At 56.3% G+C, this 16774-nt stretch carries 15 protein-coding genes; 4 read left to right on the top strand and 11 right to left on the bottom strand.

Annotation, left to right across the window (positions count from 1 at the left end; translation table 11 throughout):
• Positions 1-263: 263 nt before the first annotated feature.
• From AC1MEE_RS13695 to AC1MEE_RS13670, 6 genes are all read right to left on the bottom strand, one after another.
• On the bottom strand, positions 264-677 hold the full coding sequence (locus AC1MEE_RS13695) for a VOC family protein (protein WP_480415860.1): 414 nt from the start codon (positions 675-677) through the stop codon (positions 264-266).
• 168 nt (positions 678-845) lie between these two features.
• A complete protein-coding gene (locus AC1MEE_RS13690; RefSeq protein ID WP_480415859.1) occupies positions 846-1286 on the bottom strand; it encodes a CBS domain-containing protein in 441 nt (146 codons plus the stop codon).
• Between the two features lie 46 nt (positions 1287-1332).
• On the bottom strand, positions 1333-1728 hold the full coding sequence (nirD, locus tag AC1MEE_RS13685) for a nitrite reductase small subunit NirD (protein WP_480415858.1): 396 nt from the start codon (positions 1726-1728) through the stop codon (positions 1333-1335).
• Complete coding sequence (gene nirB, locus AC1MEE_RS13680) at positions 1728-4286, bottom strand: nitrite reductase large subunit NirB (RefSeq protein WP_480415857.1); 2559 nt, start codon at positions 4284-4286, stop codon at positions 1728-1730. Before nirB ends, nirD begins: the two co-directional genes overlap by 1 nt.
• A 587-nt stretch (positions 4287-4873) precedes the next feature.
• Positions 4874-5578: a hypothetical protein gene (locus AC1MEE_RS13675; RefSeq protein ID WP_480415856.1), complete on the bottom strand. Its 705-nt coding sequence runs from the start codon at positions 5576-5578 to the stop codon at positions 4874-4876.
• A 263-nt stretch (positions 5579-5841) separates the two neighbouring features.
• The gene (locus tag AC1MEE_RS13670) at positions 5842-6375 is read right to left on the bottom strand and encodes an iron transporter (RefSeq protein WP_480415855.1); all 534 of its coding nucleotides are present in this window, start codon (positions 6373-6375) and stop codon (positions 5842-5844) included.
• A 584-nt stretch (positions 6376-6959) separates the two neighbouring features.
• Between AC1MEE_RS13670 and AC1MEE_RS13665 the strand changes: the two genes are divergently transcribed.
• From AC1MEE_RS13665 to AC1MEE_RS13655, 3 genes are all read left to right on the top strand, one after another.
• The gene (locus AC1MEE_RS13665; protein WP_480415854.1) at positions 6960-7175 is read left to right on the top strand and encodes a DUF3079 domain-containing protein; all 216 of its coding nucleotides are present in this window, start codon (positions 6960-6962) and stop codon (positions 7173-7175) included.
• Between the two features lie 250 nt (positions 7176-7425).
• Positions 7426-11013 (top strand): response regulator, encoded by a 3588-nt coding sequence (locus AC1MEE_RS13660; RefSeq protein ID WP_480415853.1) that lies wholly within the window; start codon positions 7426-7428, stop codon positions 11011-11013.
• Entirely contained in the window at positions 10973-11155 is a 183-nt protein-coding gene (locus AC1MEE_RS13655) for a glyoxalase superfamily (protein WP_480415852.1), read from the top strand. Before AC1MEE_RS13660 ends, AC1MEE_RS13655 begins: the two co-directional genes overlap by 41 nt.
• 330 nt (positions 11156-11485) lie before the next feature.
• On the opposite strand, the gene AC1MEE_RS13650 is transcribed toward AC1MEE_RS13655, so the two are convergent.
• The 5 genes from AC1MEE_RS13650 to AC1MEE_RS13630 all read right to left on the bottom strand — a co-directional run bounded on the left by AC1MEE_RS13650 (position 11486) and on the right by AC1MEE_RS13630 (position 16022).
• Entirely contained in the window at positions 11486-12265 is a 780-nt protein-coding gene (locus tag AC1MEE_RS13650) for an enoyl-CoA hydratase (RefSeq protein WP_480415851.1), read from the bottom strand.
• 24 nt (positions 12266-12289) lie between these two features.
• Positions 12290-13528, bottom strand: coding sequence for a cytochrome P450 (locus AC1MEE_RS13645; RefSeq protein WP_480415850.1), 1239 nt, complete (start codon positions 13526-13528; stop codon positions 12290-12292).
• 85 nt (positions 13529-13613) lie between these two features.
• The gene (locus AC1MEE_RS13640; RefSeq protein WP_480415849.1) at positions 13614-14354 is read right to left on the bottom strand and encodes an SDR family oxidoreductase; all 741 of its coding nucleotides are present in this window, start codon (positions 14352-14354) and stop codon (positions 13614-13616) included.
• 37 nt (positions 14355-14391) lie between these two features.
• Positions 14392-14715, bottom strand: a complete 324-nt coding sequence (locus AC1MEE_RS13635) for a 2Fe-2S iron-sulfur cluster-binding protein (RefSeq protein ID WP_480415848.1) — start codon at positions 14713-14715, stop codon at positions 14392-14394.
• A 56-nt stretch (positions 14716-14771) separates the two neighbouring features.
• Positions 14772-16022 carry an NAD(P)/FAD-dependent oxidoreductase gene (locus AC1MEE_RS13630; protein ID WP_480415847.1) on the bottom strand — a complete coding sequence of 417 codons (1251 nt, stop codon included), beginning with the start codon at positions 16020-16022 and terminating at the stop codon, positions 14772-14774.
• Between the two features lie 285 nt (positions 16023-16307).
• Between AC1MEE_RS13630 and AC1MEE_RS13625 the strand changes: the two genes are divergently transcribed.
• Positions 16308-16757, top strand: a complete 450-nt coding sequence (locus AC1MEE_RS13625) for an NUDIX domain-containing protein (RefSeq protein WP_480415846.1) — start codon at positions 16308-16310, stop codon at positions 16755-16757.
• The last annotated feature ends 17 nt before the right edge of the window (positions 16758-16774 follow it).

Here is a 16774-nt window from a genome sequence, read left to right as displayed (position 1 = left end):
TTTGCGAAATACGGTTTGCATCGATGATGAAGATCGAAGGGGGGTAACTCAGCTTTTTGCTGATCTCTGGATTGGGATGTTATTCGTTGGAGCTTATTTTTAAAGTACTCTGACGGCGCAAGTTTGAAAGTTGATAGCATCCCGGATCGTTTCCAGCAGGAGGCAGGTCCCAGGAAAGGCCAACCAGCCTTGGTTTCAGCGGTCTGATCCAAAACCTTTTACCGCGGGCCGGTTGGTGCCAAAACCGCTGCTAACTCACAGGTTCACTGATCCGTTTCACAATTGACCATCCACGACACACCGAAGCGATCAACCAGCATCCCGAAGCGTGCCGCCCAGAAGGTGGCTTCCAGTGGCATTTGAATGCTGGCCTGGTCGGCCAAGGCAGCGAAGATGCGCTCTGCCTCAGCAACGCTGTCGACATTCAGCGAGACCGAACAACCGCTCATGCCGTTGTAGGGGCGGTCGGGCGTGGTATCCGAGCCCATGATTACCTGATCGCCGACCAGCAGGCGGGTATGGATGATCAGGTTGTGACAGTTCGCCGGAACATGCTCGCGAGCCGGGGTTTCGCCAAAGGTCATCATGACTTCGATCTTGCCTGGCAGGCATTGGGCGTAGAAGGTGAAGGCGGCTTTGCAGTCGCCGTTGAAGATCAGGTAGGGATTGATTTTCATGTTTTGCTCCCGGCAATGGTGGGTGCATCGGCTGGAGGTTGGGTTTGTCCTCGAGTTCCGATGGGCGTTGACCCCAAGAAGCAAAGCGCTAAAACGCGGTGTGCGGTTGTATTTTTTTAGATGTTTTTTCTATGGATGAGGCGAAGCTTATCGCCTTATCTGCATGCTTTAATCTCCGCGAATATACTGTTCCAGTTGCCGAATCAGATCAGCCTGCTCAACGATGGCTTCTTTAACCAGGTCACCAATAGATAGCAGGCCAATCAGTTGGCCGCTCTCCACAACCGGCAGATGGCGCAGGTGACTGTCGGTCATGACCTCCATGCAACTCTCGATACTTTGAAGACTGTCTACCGTCACGACGGGCGCGCTCATGATCGCTCGGACGGAGGTGCCGATCGAAGAGCGGCCCTTCAGAACTATCTTGCGCGCATAGTCGCGCTCGCTGATAACACCTACCACCTGGCCGTTTTCCATCACGGGTAGGGCACCGACATTTTTCTCAGCCATCACCTTGAGTGCTTCCAGCACCATCTGATCTGGCCCGATGGTGTGGACGTGCTGGTTCTGCTGGACCTTTGACTTCAGTAGCTGGGCAACATTCTTCATGGGGAAATCTCCAGGGAATATCTACTTGCGGGCCGATTCTTGTCACTCAAGCGCCCGTGCTCACTCCGATCTCCACGACGTCCCCGTTCAGCCGCACCGGCCAGACGCGCAGGCTTTGTTCCGGATACTCAAGGCAGCTGCCGTCTTCCAGACGAAAATGCTGTTTGTACAGGGGCGAGGCGATTACCAGGTCACCCTTGAGGCTACCGACGATGCCACGGCCGATGACATTGGCGCCTGACTTCGGGTCGCGGTTGTCGATCGCGTAGAGGGTCTTGCCTTGGGTATCAGGCAGATGAAACAACGCCACTTGTGCCCCATCTAGCCAGGCGACGACGCCGGAATTGGCCACCAAATCTTGACGGCGGCACAGCGTCTGCCATTGCGCAGGGCTTTCAACAGCGCGGCGGGATTCGATGCGGACAACGTTTGACTGGCTCATCAGAGCACCTCCTCGGTAACGGGAATCAGGTGAAGTTCGGTGGCGTGTACCGGGCGGCGCTGGCCTCGTTCCTTGACGAAGTGGATATCCGGGTCGCCGCGCTGGTCGTTGACGAAGGTGCGGAAGCGCTTGAGTTTTTCCGGGTCATTGATGGCGTTGGCCCATTCGCATTCGTAACGGTTGACCACCAACTGCATCTGCGACTCCAGCTCCGCACAAAGCCCCAGGCTGTCCTTGATGATGACGTCCTTGAGAAAGTCCAGACCGCCTTCCAGGCTCTCGCGCCAGACCGAGGTGCGCTGCAATTTGTCGGCGGTGCGAATGTAGAACATCAGGAACCGGTCGATGTAACGCAGCAGGGTTTCGTCATCCAGGTCGGTGGCGAACAGCTCGGCGTGGCGCGGGCGCATGCCGCCGTTGCCACAGACATAAAGGTTCCAGCCTTTCTCGGTGGCGATCACGCCGATGTCCTTGCTTTGCGCCTCGGCGCATTCGCGAGTGCAGCCGGAAACCGCGAGCTTGAATTTATGCGGTGCACGCAGGCCCTTGTAGCGGTTCTCCAGAATCAGCGCCATGCCGACGCTGTCCTGCACGCCGTAGCGGCACCAGGTGCTGCCGACGCAGGACTTCACCGTGCGCAGCGACTTGCCGTAACCGTGACCGGTCTCGAAGCCGGCATCGACCAGTTCGCCCCAGATGTCCGGCAACTGATGCAGCTGGGCACCGAACAGATCGATGCGTTGGCCGCCAGTGATCTTGGTATAGAGGTCATATTTTTTTGCAACGGCGCCCAGGGCGATCAGCTTGTCCGGGGTGATTTCGCCAGCGGCGATGCGCGGGATGATTGAGTAGGTGCCGTTCTTTTGCATGTTGGCCATGAAGGTGTCGTTGGTGTCCTGCAGCGGCACTAACGAAGGATCCATGATCGGCTGGTTCCAGCACGAGGCGAGAATCGAGCCCACAGCGGGCTTGCAGATATCGCAACCGGTGTGGCCGCGGCCGTGCTTGGCCAGTATCTCGTCGAAGGTGATGATGCCTTCAACACGCACCAGGGCGTACAGCTCCTGACGGGTGTGGGCGAAGTGTTCGCAGAGGCTCTTGTCGACAGCCACACCTCGGACGCTGAGTTCGTGCTCGAAGACCTGCTTGAGCAGCGCGCTGCAACCGCCGCAGCCGGTGGCAGCCTTGGTGATGCCCTTGAGTTCGCCCAGATCGGTGCAGCCGGCGTCGACAGCGCAACATACCGCGCCCTTGGTGACGTTATGGCAGGAGCAAATAGTGGCCGTCTCTGGCAGCGCATCGGCGCCGAGTGTCGGAGCGCCGCTCGACAGCGGCAGGATCAGGCTGGACGGATCCAGGGGCAGTTTGATGCCGTTCTGGGCGTATTGCAGCAGGGTGTCGTAATAGCTGTTATCGCCAATCAGCACGGCACCGAGCACGTGCTTGCCATCGGCGGAGACCACCAGACGACGATAGCTGGCGTTGGCTTCATCGATGAAGCGGTAGCTTTTGGCTCCAGGCGTTGCCGCGTGAGCGTCGCCGATCGAACCGACATCGACGCCCAGCAGCTTGAGCTTGGTCGACATGTCCGCGCCGGTAAAGGGCTGGCAGTCCTGACCGGCCAGTTGCGCGGCAACGTTGCGCGCCATGCTGTAGCCCGGTGCGACCAGACCAAAGATGCTGCCGTTCCAGGAAGCACACTCGCCGATGGCGAAGATGTCGGGGTCGTTGGTGCGGCACAGGTTATCGACCACCAGACCGCCACGCGGTGCCACGTCCAGCCCGGCGCTGCGGCCGACGGCGTCCTGCGGGCGGATGCCTGCGGAGAAGACGATCAAGTCGGTTTCAAGAAACTCGCCACCGTTGAAGTTCATGCGGTAGGCATACTCTTCACCGATGACGATCTCCTGGGTCGCTCGCGAAAGGTGCACGCCGACACCCAGCGCCTCGATCCGCGCCCGCAACGCCTCACCGCCTTGGCTGTCGAGTTGCACCGGCATCAATTGTGGAGCGAATTCGACGACATGAGCTTCCAGCCCCAGGGACTTCAACGCGTTGGCGGCTTCAAGTCCGAGCAGACCGCCGCCTACCACCACGCCGCGTCGGGCATTGACGGCGGCCTCGCGGATCGCATCAAGGTCGTCCAGGGTACGGTAGACCAACCGGGAGCGGCCCTCGGCACCGGGAATCGGCGGCACGAAGGGATAGGAGCCGGTGGCCAGCACCAGGCGGTCGTAAGCCTGACGTCCAATGCTGGTGACCACTTCCTTGCGCTCGCGGTCGATTTCAAGCACCTGCACGCCGAGGTGCAAATGCACGCCGTGGCGGGCATAGAGATCGGCCTCGCCCAGTGCCAGCGACTCGGCATCACGGCCACCGAAGTATTCGGAAAGGTGTACGCGGTCGTAGGCACGCTGGCGTTCTTCGCCGAATACGTGCACATGATAATGAGCGAGTGCACCGTGTTCGATCAGCTGCTCGACGCAATGATGGCCAACCATGCCGTTGCCGATGACGACTAATGTTTCGCTCTTGATCGGGGTGACGATAGCGTTCATAGCCTTTCCTCAGTCGAAGCCGCTGCCGGGGCATGGCCAAAAAAAACGCAAAAAAACGCCTGGAGCCGTCTAGCAGCTCCAGGCGTCTTTGCCTGGTATTCATGGGTATGTGAGGGGTGATCGCCGAGGCCGCGCTGCCTGGTTCACCTGTCCTGGTGCATGGTCGCCGGTGACCACTCAGGACGCTCTGTCGGAGAGATCGACAGACTTACCAGAGCATAAGCAGATTCCATGCCAGTCTCGGCGAGGCGCGTTTAGATTCGGGAAACTGTTATTGGCGGGGCGATCAAAGCGTTACAAATCAGGCCATTCGGATGTTCTCGACATCACTCATCCGCTTTGTCCTGGCAGTGACTGCTGATGCGTATTGAACCAGAAGGGTGCGGATATATTCCGCGATGCCTTTTTTGGGGCGATTGTTGAATGTTTGAGAGGTCCGCGCGCGTATGGCGCTGTCCGCCCCGGAGGGTGTCCAGGGAGAGACGGAAAAAGGGGCAGATTCATTTTTGAGCAGAAGGCGATGGCCTCTACCTGAAAAATAACGCTGCCCCTTCGGGACGCTGCAGCCCTAAAGACTCCGCGAGCGATTACTGCTGAGCGATGTCATACCCTTCAAATGCCGTCTGCTGCTGAATGGCAGTAACGATGTTCTTACGAGTGGCGGCTTGCTCGGTCCCTTCATTATCCACAAAGATTTCGCTTTGCAGTTCGGCCAGGTCACCGTGACCCATGAAGGCAAAGCCAAGGAACTCATACGCTTCACGGTCCATATTCGGCTTCGAGCGCGGCGTGCGCATTGGCAAAATGACGCTCACGCCGTCCTTGCTAATGGTGAACACTTCGACCTCTTTCTTGGCGCGAGGGGCTTTGCCCTTGCCGGCGCCAGGGTTGCTGACGGCTTGATGGGTGTGGTTTAGCACTTTGAGCGCCAGACCGTAGACCAACTCGTGGAAGGTTGGGTCGTCCTTGTAGCTCGACAGAATCCGGCTGATAGGAAATTTCGTGCTCAGGTCTTCCAGAGCCGCGATATCGGCGGCTTCCTCGTCCTTGAGGCGCTTGAGCTCTCCCATCAGTTCGTAGGCTTTGTTGTCGTCAAAACTGTCATGTGCCTGGCGAATTGCCGCGCGCAGCTCGCAAATCTGGTTGCTTTCTTTCGAGGTGTGAAAGGCGTCGAGGACCATCTCGCTGATAGTTTTAGCCTGGGGCAAATGCTGTGAAAGATTGATGGCTTTTTCGTATTCGGCCTTGGAGGACGAGGAGATTACGGCTTCATCGGTATGGGAATCAGGCATTGAAATTTCACTATTTCATTAACTAGGTTTGAGGCGCGAAAAGCGTTGAGCCTTTTCGGGCCGTCTAATCTATGGGACGCGCGCGACGTTGTCACGGGGGAACCGGCGAGTGGGGAGAATTACTGTAACTCGACCCTGAGCTCGCTTCGCACTGTCAGGACCTGTTCTCAGCTGTCGTCGGGCAAGCGACAGGAAGAAACACACAAAGCGTGACATAACGGACCTCGACTGGGACTCGACCGCTGACATCGCGTCCGACGGTTTCAATAGCCGCCTTTCTTGCCGATGCCGGCATACGTGAACTCGTAGTGCAGCTCACAGCGTTCGAACCAAGGGGCTACGCCGGTTTCCTTGTCCGTGTGTCGCCCAAACATGGAATGGCCGTCGGGCGGTAGAACGGTGAGCGTCAGTCGATATTTGCCAGGGCCAAGCAGTTTGACGTTGTTCCCGTAGTGCGGCCCGTCGTTGGCGACCATGGCGTGAAAATCGCCCTTGATGGCCTCGTCACTGCCTTGCTTGCCTAACTCGAAGGAAACATTCAGGTAGGGCATGAAACTGCCCTCCTGAAAGCCTTGGCGATTATCGGCGAGGGCCCGGACATCAGATTCAAGGTGGACATCGGAGGTGGCTACGGAGCGCATCATGCCTGCCGGCTCCATCTCGATCGGTTGCAGGTAGACAGCGCTTATTTCCAGGCCCTCACAGTGCTGCGGTGCACCGATGGGGTACTCCTTGGCCTGGACGGCAGTGGCGGTGAGCAGCAGCAGGCCTAGTGAAAATGGAAAGATTGCTCGCATTGACGTCTTCCTCTGAGCGGTAAAACCGGTTGAGCCCGAGTTTAGAAAGTTTTCTTGCGAACAATAATAATTAGCGTCAACTTTTAGAGTGATTGCGCCCCGTCTTCGACGCCGCGCTGTCGCGCAGCAAACTGGGCTCGATTCTGCCCGGAGGGCGTAGGAGAGACCGGGACGCGTAGTTTTGTCTGCGAAGACCCTACAACACGGTCTACCAGACACACCGCGCCGCATGGCCTTCGCAGACAAGTCAGCTCCTACAGACTGTAGAAAACCCACCTTTATATTTCAATCAGTTACATCTTGTTTTAATAGGAGAGCAGAACTGTTCGCCTGGCGGACATCAACACGCCGCGTTCCTCCTTCACTTGTCCACAGAAACCGTGGGTATCTCTGTGGATAAAGGTGCAAGCGTCAACTCAGTAACGGGTTCCCGAGGACCGAACAATAAATCACCAATGTTCGCGAATTAACTCGGCATTCGTGATGCACACGAATGAATGCGTGGTTCTTGATCCGTATCAAGCGCATTTCCGTGCAGGCCCTGTAGGCTGGGGGTACTCCTGTACATCACTTGAGGACTGAGCATGGCCAAGAATTTTCCCATACATCCGAAGCACCCCGAGCGCATCTGCTGGGGCTGCGACAGGTACTGTCCGGCGAATTCTCTGGCGTGTGGAAATGGCGCCGGTCGCACGATGCATCCGGCCGAGATGATCGGAGATGATTGGTACTTGCACGGGGACTGGGGCATCGACCCGTTGACCGTGACGGATAAGCCGTCGGACGACTCTCGGGGTTGAGCGGCAATGCCAGCATGCTTGCCCAAGGTAACCACGAAGGGCCAACCTGGTTCATGTTCACCATTCCTGTGATGATCCACTGCGCGCCTCTTCAGGCATGCGCGCAGTGGATCATCAACGCGCTTTTTCTGTACTAGACTGGCTGCTGCAACAAACAGGGCTATGGATCTGGAGTGTCCTCGAGCAGTCTGCTTACCAGGAAACACGCTGACGGGTGGGACGCATCGAAGGTTGACCAGGGAGCAGCAGCTTGCAGACCGAGAAGAAAACGTCCAGATCTTTTGCAAACGTGCGGTTTGTATGGCCTTGCCTTTTACTCGTGCTATGCCTGACAACCGTGTTGGTGGTGCTGGTTTCTGATTATCGGACTCGGCAAAGCGCTACGTCGGAACTCGATGGGGAACTGGTTAGAATCTCCAAGGTGCGCTTCAAGCAGTTGCAGTGGCGGATTGCGGACTTGCACGGCGATGTCTTGTTTCTGTCCCGGGTTCCTCCCGTGTCGGGAATAGCTCGTGCTTACCTGAGCGGTGGTTTTGGCGCCAAGGGGAGCGACAGCTATGAGGATTGGAAACGCCAGCTGGAGCAAATCTACAGCGCCTATCTGGAGGCCAACCCGCACTACTTGCAGGCAAGGCTGATTGGCGTAGCGAATAATGGCAAGGAGTTGGTGCGTGTTGAGCGCAAGGCCGGGGCTGTGGCGGTGACTCCCTCTGACCAGTTGCAGTTCAAGGGCGACCGCGATTATTTCCAGGCGAGCCGTAAACTGCGTCAAGGGCAGGTTTATACCTCCGAGTTCAACCTCAATCGCGAGTTTGGCAAGGTGGAACTGCCTGTAGTACCTACCGTGCGGGTGACCACACCTATCTATGCCGACGATGGCAGTCTATTCGGCATGGTGGTACTCAAAATCGACAGCACTGCCATATTGTCGCCGGTGGGGGAGCGGTTACCTGATAACTATTCTGCTTACGTCATCAACCAGGAAGGAGATTATCTGCTGCACCCGAATTCGGATCGCACCTATAGCTTCGATCTGGGCAAGCTCTATCGCTGGCAGGATGAGTTCAAGGCCGTGACCCCGTCTGGTCCTGGTGAGGAAGGTCCAGTCCAACGCTGGATTAGCCAGGAGGGTAACTTGCTGCATGTGGTGCACCACGACGAGGTTCTGGGCGGGGACGATTCAGAGCACCATCTGATTGTCCTCACTGCTGTCAGCGACATGGCGATCACCGAGAGTGTGGCCCGTTCGAGACAGATTACCCTGTTTACCATGCTGATCATCTCCAGCATCGCCGCCGGTTTTCTTTACCTGTATGGACTGAGTACCCGACGTCAGTTGCAAATAATGATGGAGCAAAGTCGTCTGGCTGCCATCGTCGCCAGCTCTAGCGATGCCATCGTGGGCACAACATCGCACGGCTATGTGCTCAGTTGGAACGAGGCCTCACAGCGCATGTTTGGCTACAGTGAAGATGAAGCAGTGGGCAGCCCGATAGCCGCGTTGATGGGTTCCCCGGAGCTATTGACGGAACAGTTGCGCCTGACGACGGCCATTGAGCAGGGTGAGGCGGTACCCCACTTCGCCACAACGCGACGTCGCCGCGATGGCTCGATCGTGGATGTCTCTATCGCCGTTTCGCCCATCCGTGAGGCTGGCGGTAAAGTGACGGCGGTAGCGCAAACGATTCGTGACATCAGCCAGCAAAAGGCCAACGAGTCTCGGATACTGTCGCTGAACGCCAGCCTGGAACTGCAGGTCGCCGAGCGTACTGCCCAGCTACTGATTGCCAAGGATCGCGCCGAGGTTGCCAGTCAGGCGAAGAGTGAGTTTGTTGCCAACATGAGCCATGAAATTCGCACGCCGATGAATGCCGTGTTGGGCATAACGCATCTGCTGGCCAACACGTCTTTATCCATCGATCAGAGCAAATACCTGCAGATGTTGCAGGCCGCTGGAGAGTCCTTGCTTGATATTTTGAATGACATTCTGGATTTTTCCAAAATAGAGGCCGGGCACATAGAGATTACCCCCGTCCCGTTCCAGTTGAGTGATGTGCTCAATGCGCTGGCGACCATTATGTCTATCAATGCAGTCAACAAAGATCTGGAGTTGGTGATCGGCGTCGAGCCTGATGTGCCGCACGCTTTCATCGGAGATGCACAGCGGTTGCAGCAAGTGTTGGTCAACCTGGTGGGCAATGCCATTAAGTTCACCGAGCGTGGGGAAGTTGTTGTGCTCGTGCAGCGGAAGGGGACCGAGGAGGAGATCGTCCACTTGTGCTTTCGGGTGCGCGATACCGGTATTGGTATGACGGACGAACAACAAGCTTGTTTGTTTTCACCGTTTTCCCAGGCAGACACCTCCATCACCCGTCGTTTTGGTGGTACCGGCCTTGGGCTGACCATTTCGAAGCGTTTGGTTTCTCTAATGGGGGGAGCGATCACCATGGAGAGTTCAGTCGGCATCGGTAGTGAGTTCCAGGTGACTATTCCACTTCGGCAAAGCAACTCAATTGAAAGCACCGAACGATCACAAAACACCTTGGGCGATCTACGCATTTTGGTTGTAGACGACAACGCGACCAGCCGCGAGTACTTGTGCAAAACGATTGTTGGCTGGAACTGGCAAGCTGATGGTGTGGAGTCAGGCGAGCGGGCTGTCGAACAGGTGCGTACGCTTGAACGCCGCGGCGAGTTCTACGACGCAGTTTTGGTGGACTGGCAGATGCCGGGCCTGGATGGACTCGACACTCTTCAGGGGATCCGGGAGGTACTACCTACGTACACGCTGCCCGTTATTATCATGGTGAATGCCTTTGAACAGGGCAAGCTCATGCAGGAGCCTGGGTCGGCAGAAATCGATGCAATCCTGCTCAAGCCCGTCACCAGTTCAAATCTGTTCGATACGCTGCATGAAGCGCTGACAGTGGGAATACATCCGCAGATGTCCGTCCCATTCGATCGCGAGAACTTACCATCACGTCAGCTGGATGGCGTGCTCTTGCTGCTGGTGGAAGACAATGCCCTGAATCGGTTCGTGGCCACGCGCATGCTGGAACAAGCCGGCGCGGTCGTGGAGGTCGCCGACAATGGCCAGCAGGCTGTCGACAAGTTGCGTGCCGATCCGCAGCGTTATCAGGTCGTGCTAATGGATGTGCAAATGCCGGTTATGGATGGTTTTACCACCACCCGTGTTATCCGTAATGAATTGCACTTGGCAGTGCCAATATTAGCCATGACTGCCGGGGTGTTGGAGTCGGAACGTGAGCAGTGCGTAACGGCCGGTATGGATGGTTTTATCGCCAAACCCATGGATGTCCAGCAGATGCTGGCCATCATCCGTCAGCATGTGCCGACTGTCACCGATGCATCAAATGCGCTAACGGCAACCGCTTCGACGTCTTTGGTTGACGATCTTACGAGCTTTGAAATTGGACCGTTGCTCGCCCTCGCCAAGAACAACCCAGCCTTTTTTGACACCCTGGTTACCTTGATCAAGACGATTGTAGATAACGGAATCGCACCCATCACCGACGCACAGACTGCATGGCAAGAAGGGCGGAGCCGTGATGCGGCGAGTCAATTCCATACGCTGCGGGGAACCCTTGGTACGTTAGGCGCCAGGCGCTTTGCCGAAACAGCTCTGCAAATCGAATTGGCCATTAACGATAACAACAGTGCACATGTCGACGTATTGTTTGCTGTGGTCAAACAGGACCTGGAGGCCACGCTGACGGCTGCGAAACAATGGCTTGCCCAACAAGGTCCCCATGCCCCACCTGGGGGTGATCCTGGCAATGCCGGATTGGCTGGCTTTGAAAGAGCGTTTAATCGATAGCGAACTTCAGTTTGTACTTGCGCCGACTATTCGTTTTTCCGGAGAGCCTGGTGAACAGGCGACGATGTTTTTCCTCGATCCCTCGGGCAATCCTATCGAGATCAAAGGCTTTGCTGATTTGAAGTCGGTGTATGCGGTATGAAGTCGGCCATTCCGTATATGAGCACCCCGCCCTGTATTCGACGCTGCGCTGTCGCACAGCAAACTCGGTCCCGATTCTGCCCGGAGGGCGTAGGAGAGACCGGGACGCGTAGTTTTGTCTGCGATAAGGGCCGAAGGACCTTCCAGCGATATCGTGTCCAGCCCATTTACGACTGCTTCGCAGCCGATCGCAGACAAGTCAGCTCCTACAGATTTTCGAAAATCAACTTATTATATTTCAACAAGTTACTGGCTGTTTGATGAGAGGCATCTGGACAACGCAGATGCCACCCCCATTTCTGAACGGGTCGAGCCAATAGAATCGCGTGAATCAAGCATTGAGCCAGTCTGGGCGTCGTTTTTCCAGGAATGCAGTGACACCCTCCTTTTGATCATGTGTATCAAAGAGCTCAAGGAACAATTGTCGTTCCTTGTTCCAGCCATCTGATTGCGGCGACACCCGTGCGTTCATCACCAGGCGTTTGCAACGGCTGACAGAGGAGGGGCTTTGCTCGCCAACTTTTTCGGCCAGGCTCAAGGCGAAAGCAAGTGACTCGCCTCGTGGAACCACTTCTTCAACCAAACCAATTTTCTCGGCTTTCTGTGCGCTAATTCGTTCGCCACAAAGGATCATGCGTTTAGCCCAACCTTCGCCCACCAGCCATGGCAAGTTTTGTGTCCCGCCAGCACAAGGCAGCAGCCCGACTTTCGCTTCCGGTAACGCCATCTGGGCATGTTCTTCCGCGATACGGATATCGCAGGCCAGTGCGCACTCCAGACCGCCGCCCATGGCATAGCCGTTGATGGCCGCTATAGAAACACCGCGAAACGTCGACAAGGCTTCAAACGCCCGGCCAAACACGTAACTGATCTCTTTAGCTGCGTGTTTATCGCCGTCGGCAAATTGGTTCAGGTCTGCACCTGCCGAAAAGAATTTTTCGCCCTGGCCAGTAATGACCAATGCGTAAATGTTCTTATCTTGATTGAGTTGCTTGATGAGTGTCTCAAGTCGGGACAGGGATTGAATATCCCATGTGTTAGCCGGCGGGTTGGCGATCGTCAGCAGGGCAGTATGCCCGCGAAGTTCCACCAGGATTTTGTCAATACTCATGGGATGGGCTCCAGCCTCGGGATTTTATTTCCACGTCAAAGGAAGGGTAGTCATGGCGCCGACAATTCCAGCTTGATAGCCAATCGTTGCATCCGCGGCGATCTCGAACTCGGGAATGCGCGACAGCCATTCTCGTAGTGTCGTTTGTACTTCCAGTCGTGCCAGATGCGCGCCGGCGCAATGGTGAACGCCATGGCCAAACGTAATGTGATTAATCTCTTTGCGGGCGAAGTCCACGTGCATCGGGCAAGCATGTTCGCGATCGTCGAGACCGAATAGCATGGTCGGCAGCGCTACCATGTCGCCCACGTTCAGCTGAACACCGTCAATGATGATCTCGCGTTTGATCAGTCGTGCGTCGGCAACGAGCCCGAAACGGCGCAGAAGCTCTTCGGTTGCCACAGGGATCAATTCAGGGTCATCAATGAGCAATTGCCGTTGTGCCGGATTTTGCGCCAGGAAATGCATGCTGAAACTTAAAAAGTTGACCACAGTGTCGAGCCCGGCGAGCAGCACCAGGCCACATATTTTTAGTGCCTCGTCCTTGCTCAAGTCGCGCCCGTTCACCTTGCTTTGAACAATCGCGCTGATAGCGTCATCGCCAGGCTCAAGCATGCGCTTGTCGATAAAGGGTGAGAGGTAATCAAAGAACTGCTGTATCGCTTCGCCCATCCCCATGGTTCCGTCGGGCCGGGTCATTTGGTCGCCGATATATTTAAGTCGGGGGGCGTCTGCGAGGGGAAGATCCACCAGCATCAGAAAGATGTGGATCGGAAAAATCTCTGCGTACTCCTTCGTGAAGTCGCAGTGGCCTCGGAGTTTGATGTCATCGATCAGCTGACAGGCGAGATTCTTGATAGAGCCTTCGATACGACTGATGACCTTTGGCCCAATCCCTTCATTGAGTACACGACGGTAGGGACGTTGTTCAGGCGGGTCCATCGAAGTGGGAATGAAGCTGTACTGTTCGCCCGCTTCCTTGGGTAGAAAAGGACATTCGCTTGAGAAGTGCTCATGGTCGAGGAACATCTCCTTGATCAATTTCCCACGCGTGGCGATCCAGTGTCCGCCATTGAAGGGTGTCCATACCAAATCTGCCATTCCCGGAGCTTGTAGCCCTTTCCACGCGGTGTGCAGTCCCTCATCAATGCCCGGTGGATCGAACATGTCAAAGTCCACCACTCGATCGGCCGGAACGTTAGCGGGTAATGGCACCTTCAACTTGGTGCTCGCGGTAGGGATAGGTGTTTCAACAGTTGCCATACGTAACCTCGAGAGTCGCTATTTTTATTGTTGGTAAGGTGTCGTGCCCCAGAGATGCCGAATGTCTGGCACGACCGTCGTGGCACTATTTGCTCTTGAGTGGACCTGTACCCGCGAGCTCGCCGCCATCGATAACAAACTCTGTGCCGGTCACGAAGCTTGACTCGTCGCTGGCCAGGTAAATGATGAGTTTGGACACTTCCGCACACTCGCCCATTCTTCCCATAGGGTTGAAATCGGCGACATCCAGACCTGCATTCATGGGTGTGGCAATGGTTCCGGGGTGAACCGAATTAACCCTGACATTGCGACTGGCCAGCTCCAGCGCTACCGACTTGGTCAGGCCGCGGACACCGAACTTGGACGCTGTATAGCCATGCAGTTCGGCAATCCCTTGCATGCCTGCGGTAGATGAGATGTTGATGATTGACGAAGGGGCTGACGCTAGAAGCAGCGGTGTGGCTGCTTTTATCCCCAGAAATTGCCCGGTCAGATTGACCCCGATGATCAAGTTCCAGTCCTCAAGGCTGTAATCGATCACGCTACCGAAGTTAACGATTCCGGCGTTATTGATCAGCACGTTCAGCTTGCCGAACTGTTCTCGGGCCAGCGTCACCGCAGCTTCCCAACTGGCCAAGTCAGTGACATCAAGGTGCACATAGACGGCGTTCTCCACACCCAACTCTTTTGCCAGCGCCTTACCGGGTTCGTCCAATAGATCGCCGATCACTACCTTGCCACCTGCAGCAACGATTGCTTGTGCGTGGGCTGCGCCCATGCCCCGGGCACCGCCTGATATCAGTGCAACCTTTCCTGTCATTCTCATGCCGGACTCCTCGCCTCTAGTTCACAGCGTTCGCAACTCACCACTGGGTTTCCGCGATTTCGATGCTGATTCCGTCCAGTTCTGGACTCATCAGGATCTGGCAGCTCAACCGGCTATTTTCCAGGCGTGGCGAGGACGTTGATTCCAATAGTTGATCTTCGGTAGCGCTGATCGGTGGCAGACGATCCAGGAACGGCGTCTGCACATAAACATGGCAGGTAGCACATGCCGCGCTTCCGCCACAGTCACCGACAATTGCGTGGATACCGTTGGCAACGGCCGCTCGCATGAGGTTTGTTCCGTTGGCAATATCAAGCTCGTCGCAGGAGCCATCGGGTGAAATGAATGTTGCCTTGGGCATTATTATTGTTCTCCATACAGGTGGGTCTGGCCGGCTTATTGGCTAAGCGTCGGTAATCATTTCATGAGGCTGACAAGCTGCTTCAACGGGATATCGTCATTGGCCAGCTGTAGGGGGTCTACCGGTTGGCGGCCGCTGATAAGTTGTTTGGATAAGTTGAATTCGAGCGGTCGGTTGACGGTGTCGACCGCCAGCACACGATTTCCCGATAAATAAAAGGCACTGAAGGATCGTTGTGATGGAGAGCCGCGCATCACCAACTGATCGTAATTCTGGGAGAGGCCAACCATTTTCAGGTTCAGGTCATATTGATCTGACCAGAACCATGGCGCAGCGTCGACGCGTGGCGGCTTGCCGCACAAAATGGCTGCCGCCTTGCGGGCTTGCTCCAGCGCGTTGGGTACCGACTCGATACGCACGCTGCGCTCATAGATCAGACTGTAATAGCGCGCGCAGTCGCCAATGGCCATGATGGCTTCATCGCTGGTGCGTAGCTCTGCGTCAACCACGATGCCGTCTTCGACCAGCAGACCGGCATCGCTGGCCAGTTGGCTATTGGGCAGTAAACCAATACCGGCGACTACCAGATCGGTCGGCAGACGAACACCGTTGGTACACAACACTGCGATGATGCGTCGCCCGTCTGCCGAGCACTCAAGTCGCTCCACCTGTTCGCCTGTGCGGATATCCACACCCGCCTGCCGATGAATGGTTTCGTAAAAAGCCGCAACCGGCGGCGCTGTCACTCGTGCCAGAACCCGGGGGGCTGCTTCGAGAACAATGACGTTCATGGAGGACTTTATCGCCGCCGCTGCCACCTCCAGGCCTATATAGCCACCACCGATGATGACCAGGTTGCGACCGACCCCGAAGTTGCCCCGGATCGCATCGGCATCGGCATGCGTGCGCAAATAATGAAAGTTACCGACCTGTCCGTGAAATTCTTCAGCTGCTGGGAGTGGCCGGGGCCGCCCGCCCATGGCCAGGACCAGCCTGTCGTAGCTCAGCACGCTGCCATCGGATAGCGCCACGCTGCGATTTTTTCGATCGAGGTGCATGGCACGGCGGCCGCTCAGCAACGTTATGCGTTCCTTGTCGTACGTCATCGCCCCGCGCAGGCTGAGTGATTCGGCACTGGTTTCGCCCATTAAATAAGCTTTGGAAAGAGGCGGGCGGTGGTAGGGAGACAGCGGTTCGTCACCCACCAGACTGATGGGACCGCTCCAGCCATTCAAGCGCGCCGCGAACGCAGTTTCAGTGCCTGCACAGCCATTTCCAATGATGAGCAGGTGTTGGCTTGGGTTCATTTTTATTATCTCCAAATGCCATGAGGCCGGCCGCTACTGCTCTTCATCCTGGTGTGCTGCGTGATGATCAGCGAAGAGCAGGCGCGTGGTCACTATCGTCCGACACGTATTGCCGGACATCAGATTGTCATGGCTTGGATTCTTGGTCAACACAATGGTTGACTGTTTGTTGAATAATCATCGGCACAAGAAACGGACTATCAACTTTGTCGTTGACAGGTCTGTTTCTGCGTAGCATCGTGGTTGCCAGGTGATCATTCGTGGTGCCGAAAGGGGAGAAGCGTCATGCACAACGAAAATAAATCTGCCGCCACGGTGCGGCCCGATGCGGGCTTTGAAGTGATCGCAGCCGTATTGACCCATCGTGGGCGGCTTGGCTTGTTTCGGCGCAGTGCGCTGGTCCGCGGAGATGTGGGGCAGTGGCATTGTGTGACTGGCTTCTTGCCCGCGGGGGCCGATCCCCTGGGCCATGCATTACTGGAAATTCAGGAAGAGCTGGGGATCAGTGCAACCAGCTTGCGTCAGGGCAGCGCGGCCGTTGTGAATATGCACGACGGCGATGGCAATTGCTGGTGCGTACATGCCTTTCATTTCGAAAGCTTGACCGAGAATGTTCAACTGAACTGGGAAAATGATGAGGCCTGTTGGGTCTACGAAGATCAGCTTGAGTCGCTGCCGACGGTCACCTGGCTTAGCAAAGTGGTCTGCGAACTGCCGAGCGCAGCCTGCCGTTGAGACCCGGTTCAGGGGCA

It is taken from the genome of Pseudomonas sp. ASL3 (assembly GCF_056680425.1).
The sequence above is the reverse complement of the archived record's forward strand: the minus strand, read 5'-3'. Positions and strand labels throughout refer to the sequence as shown.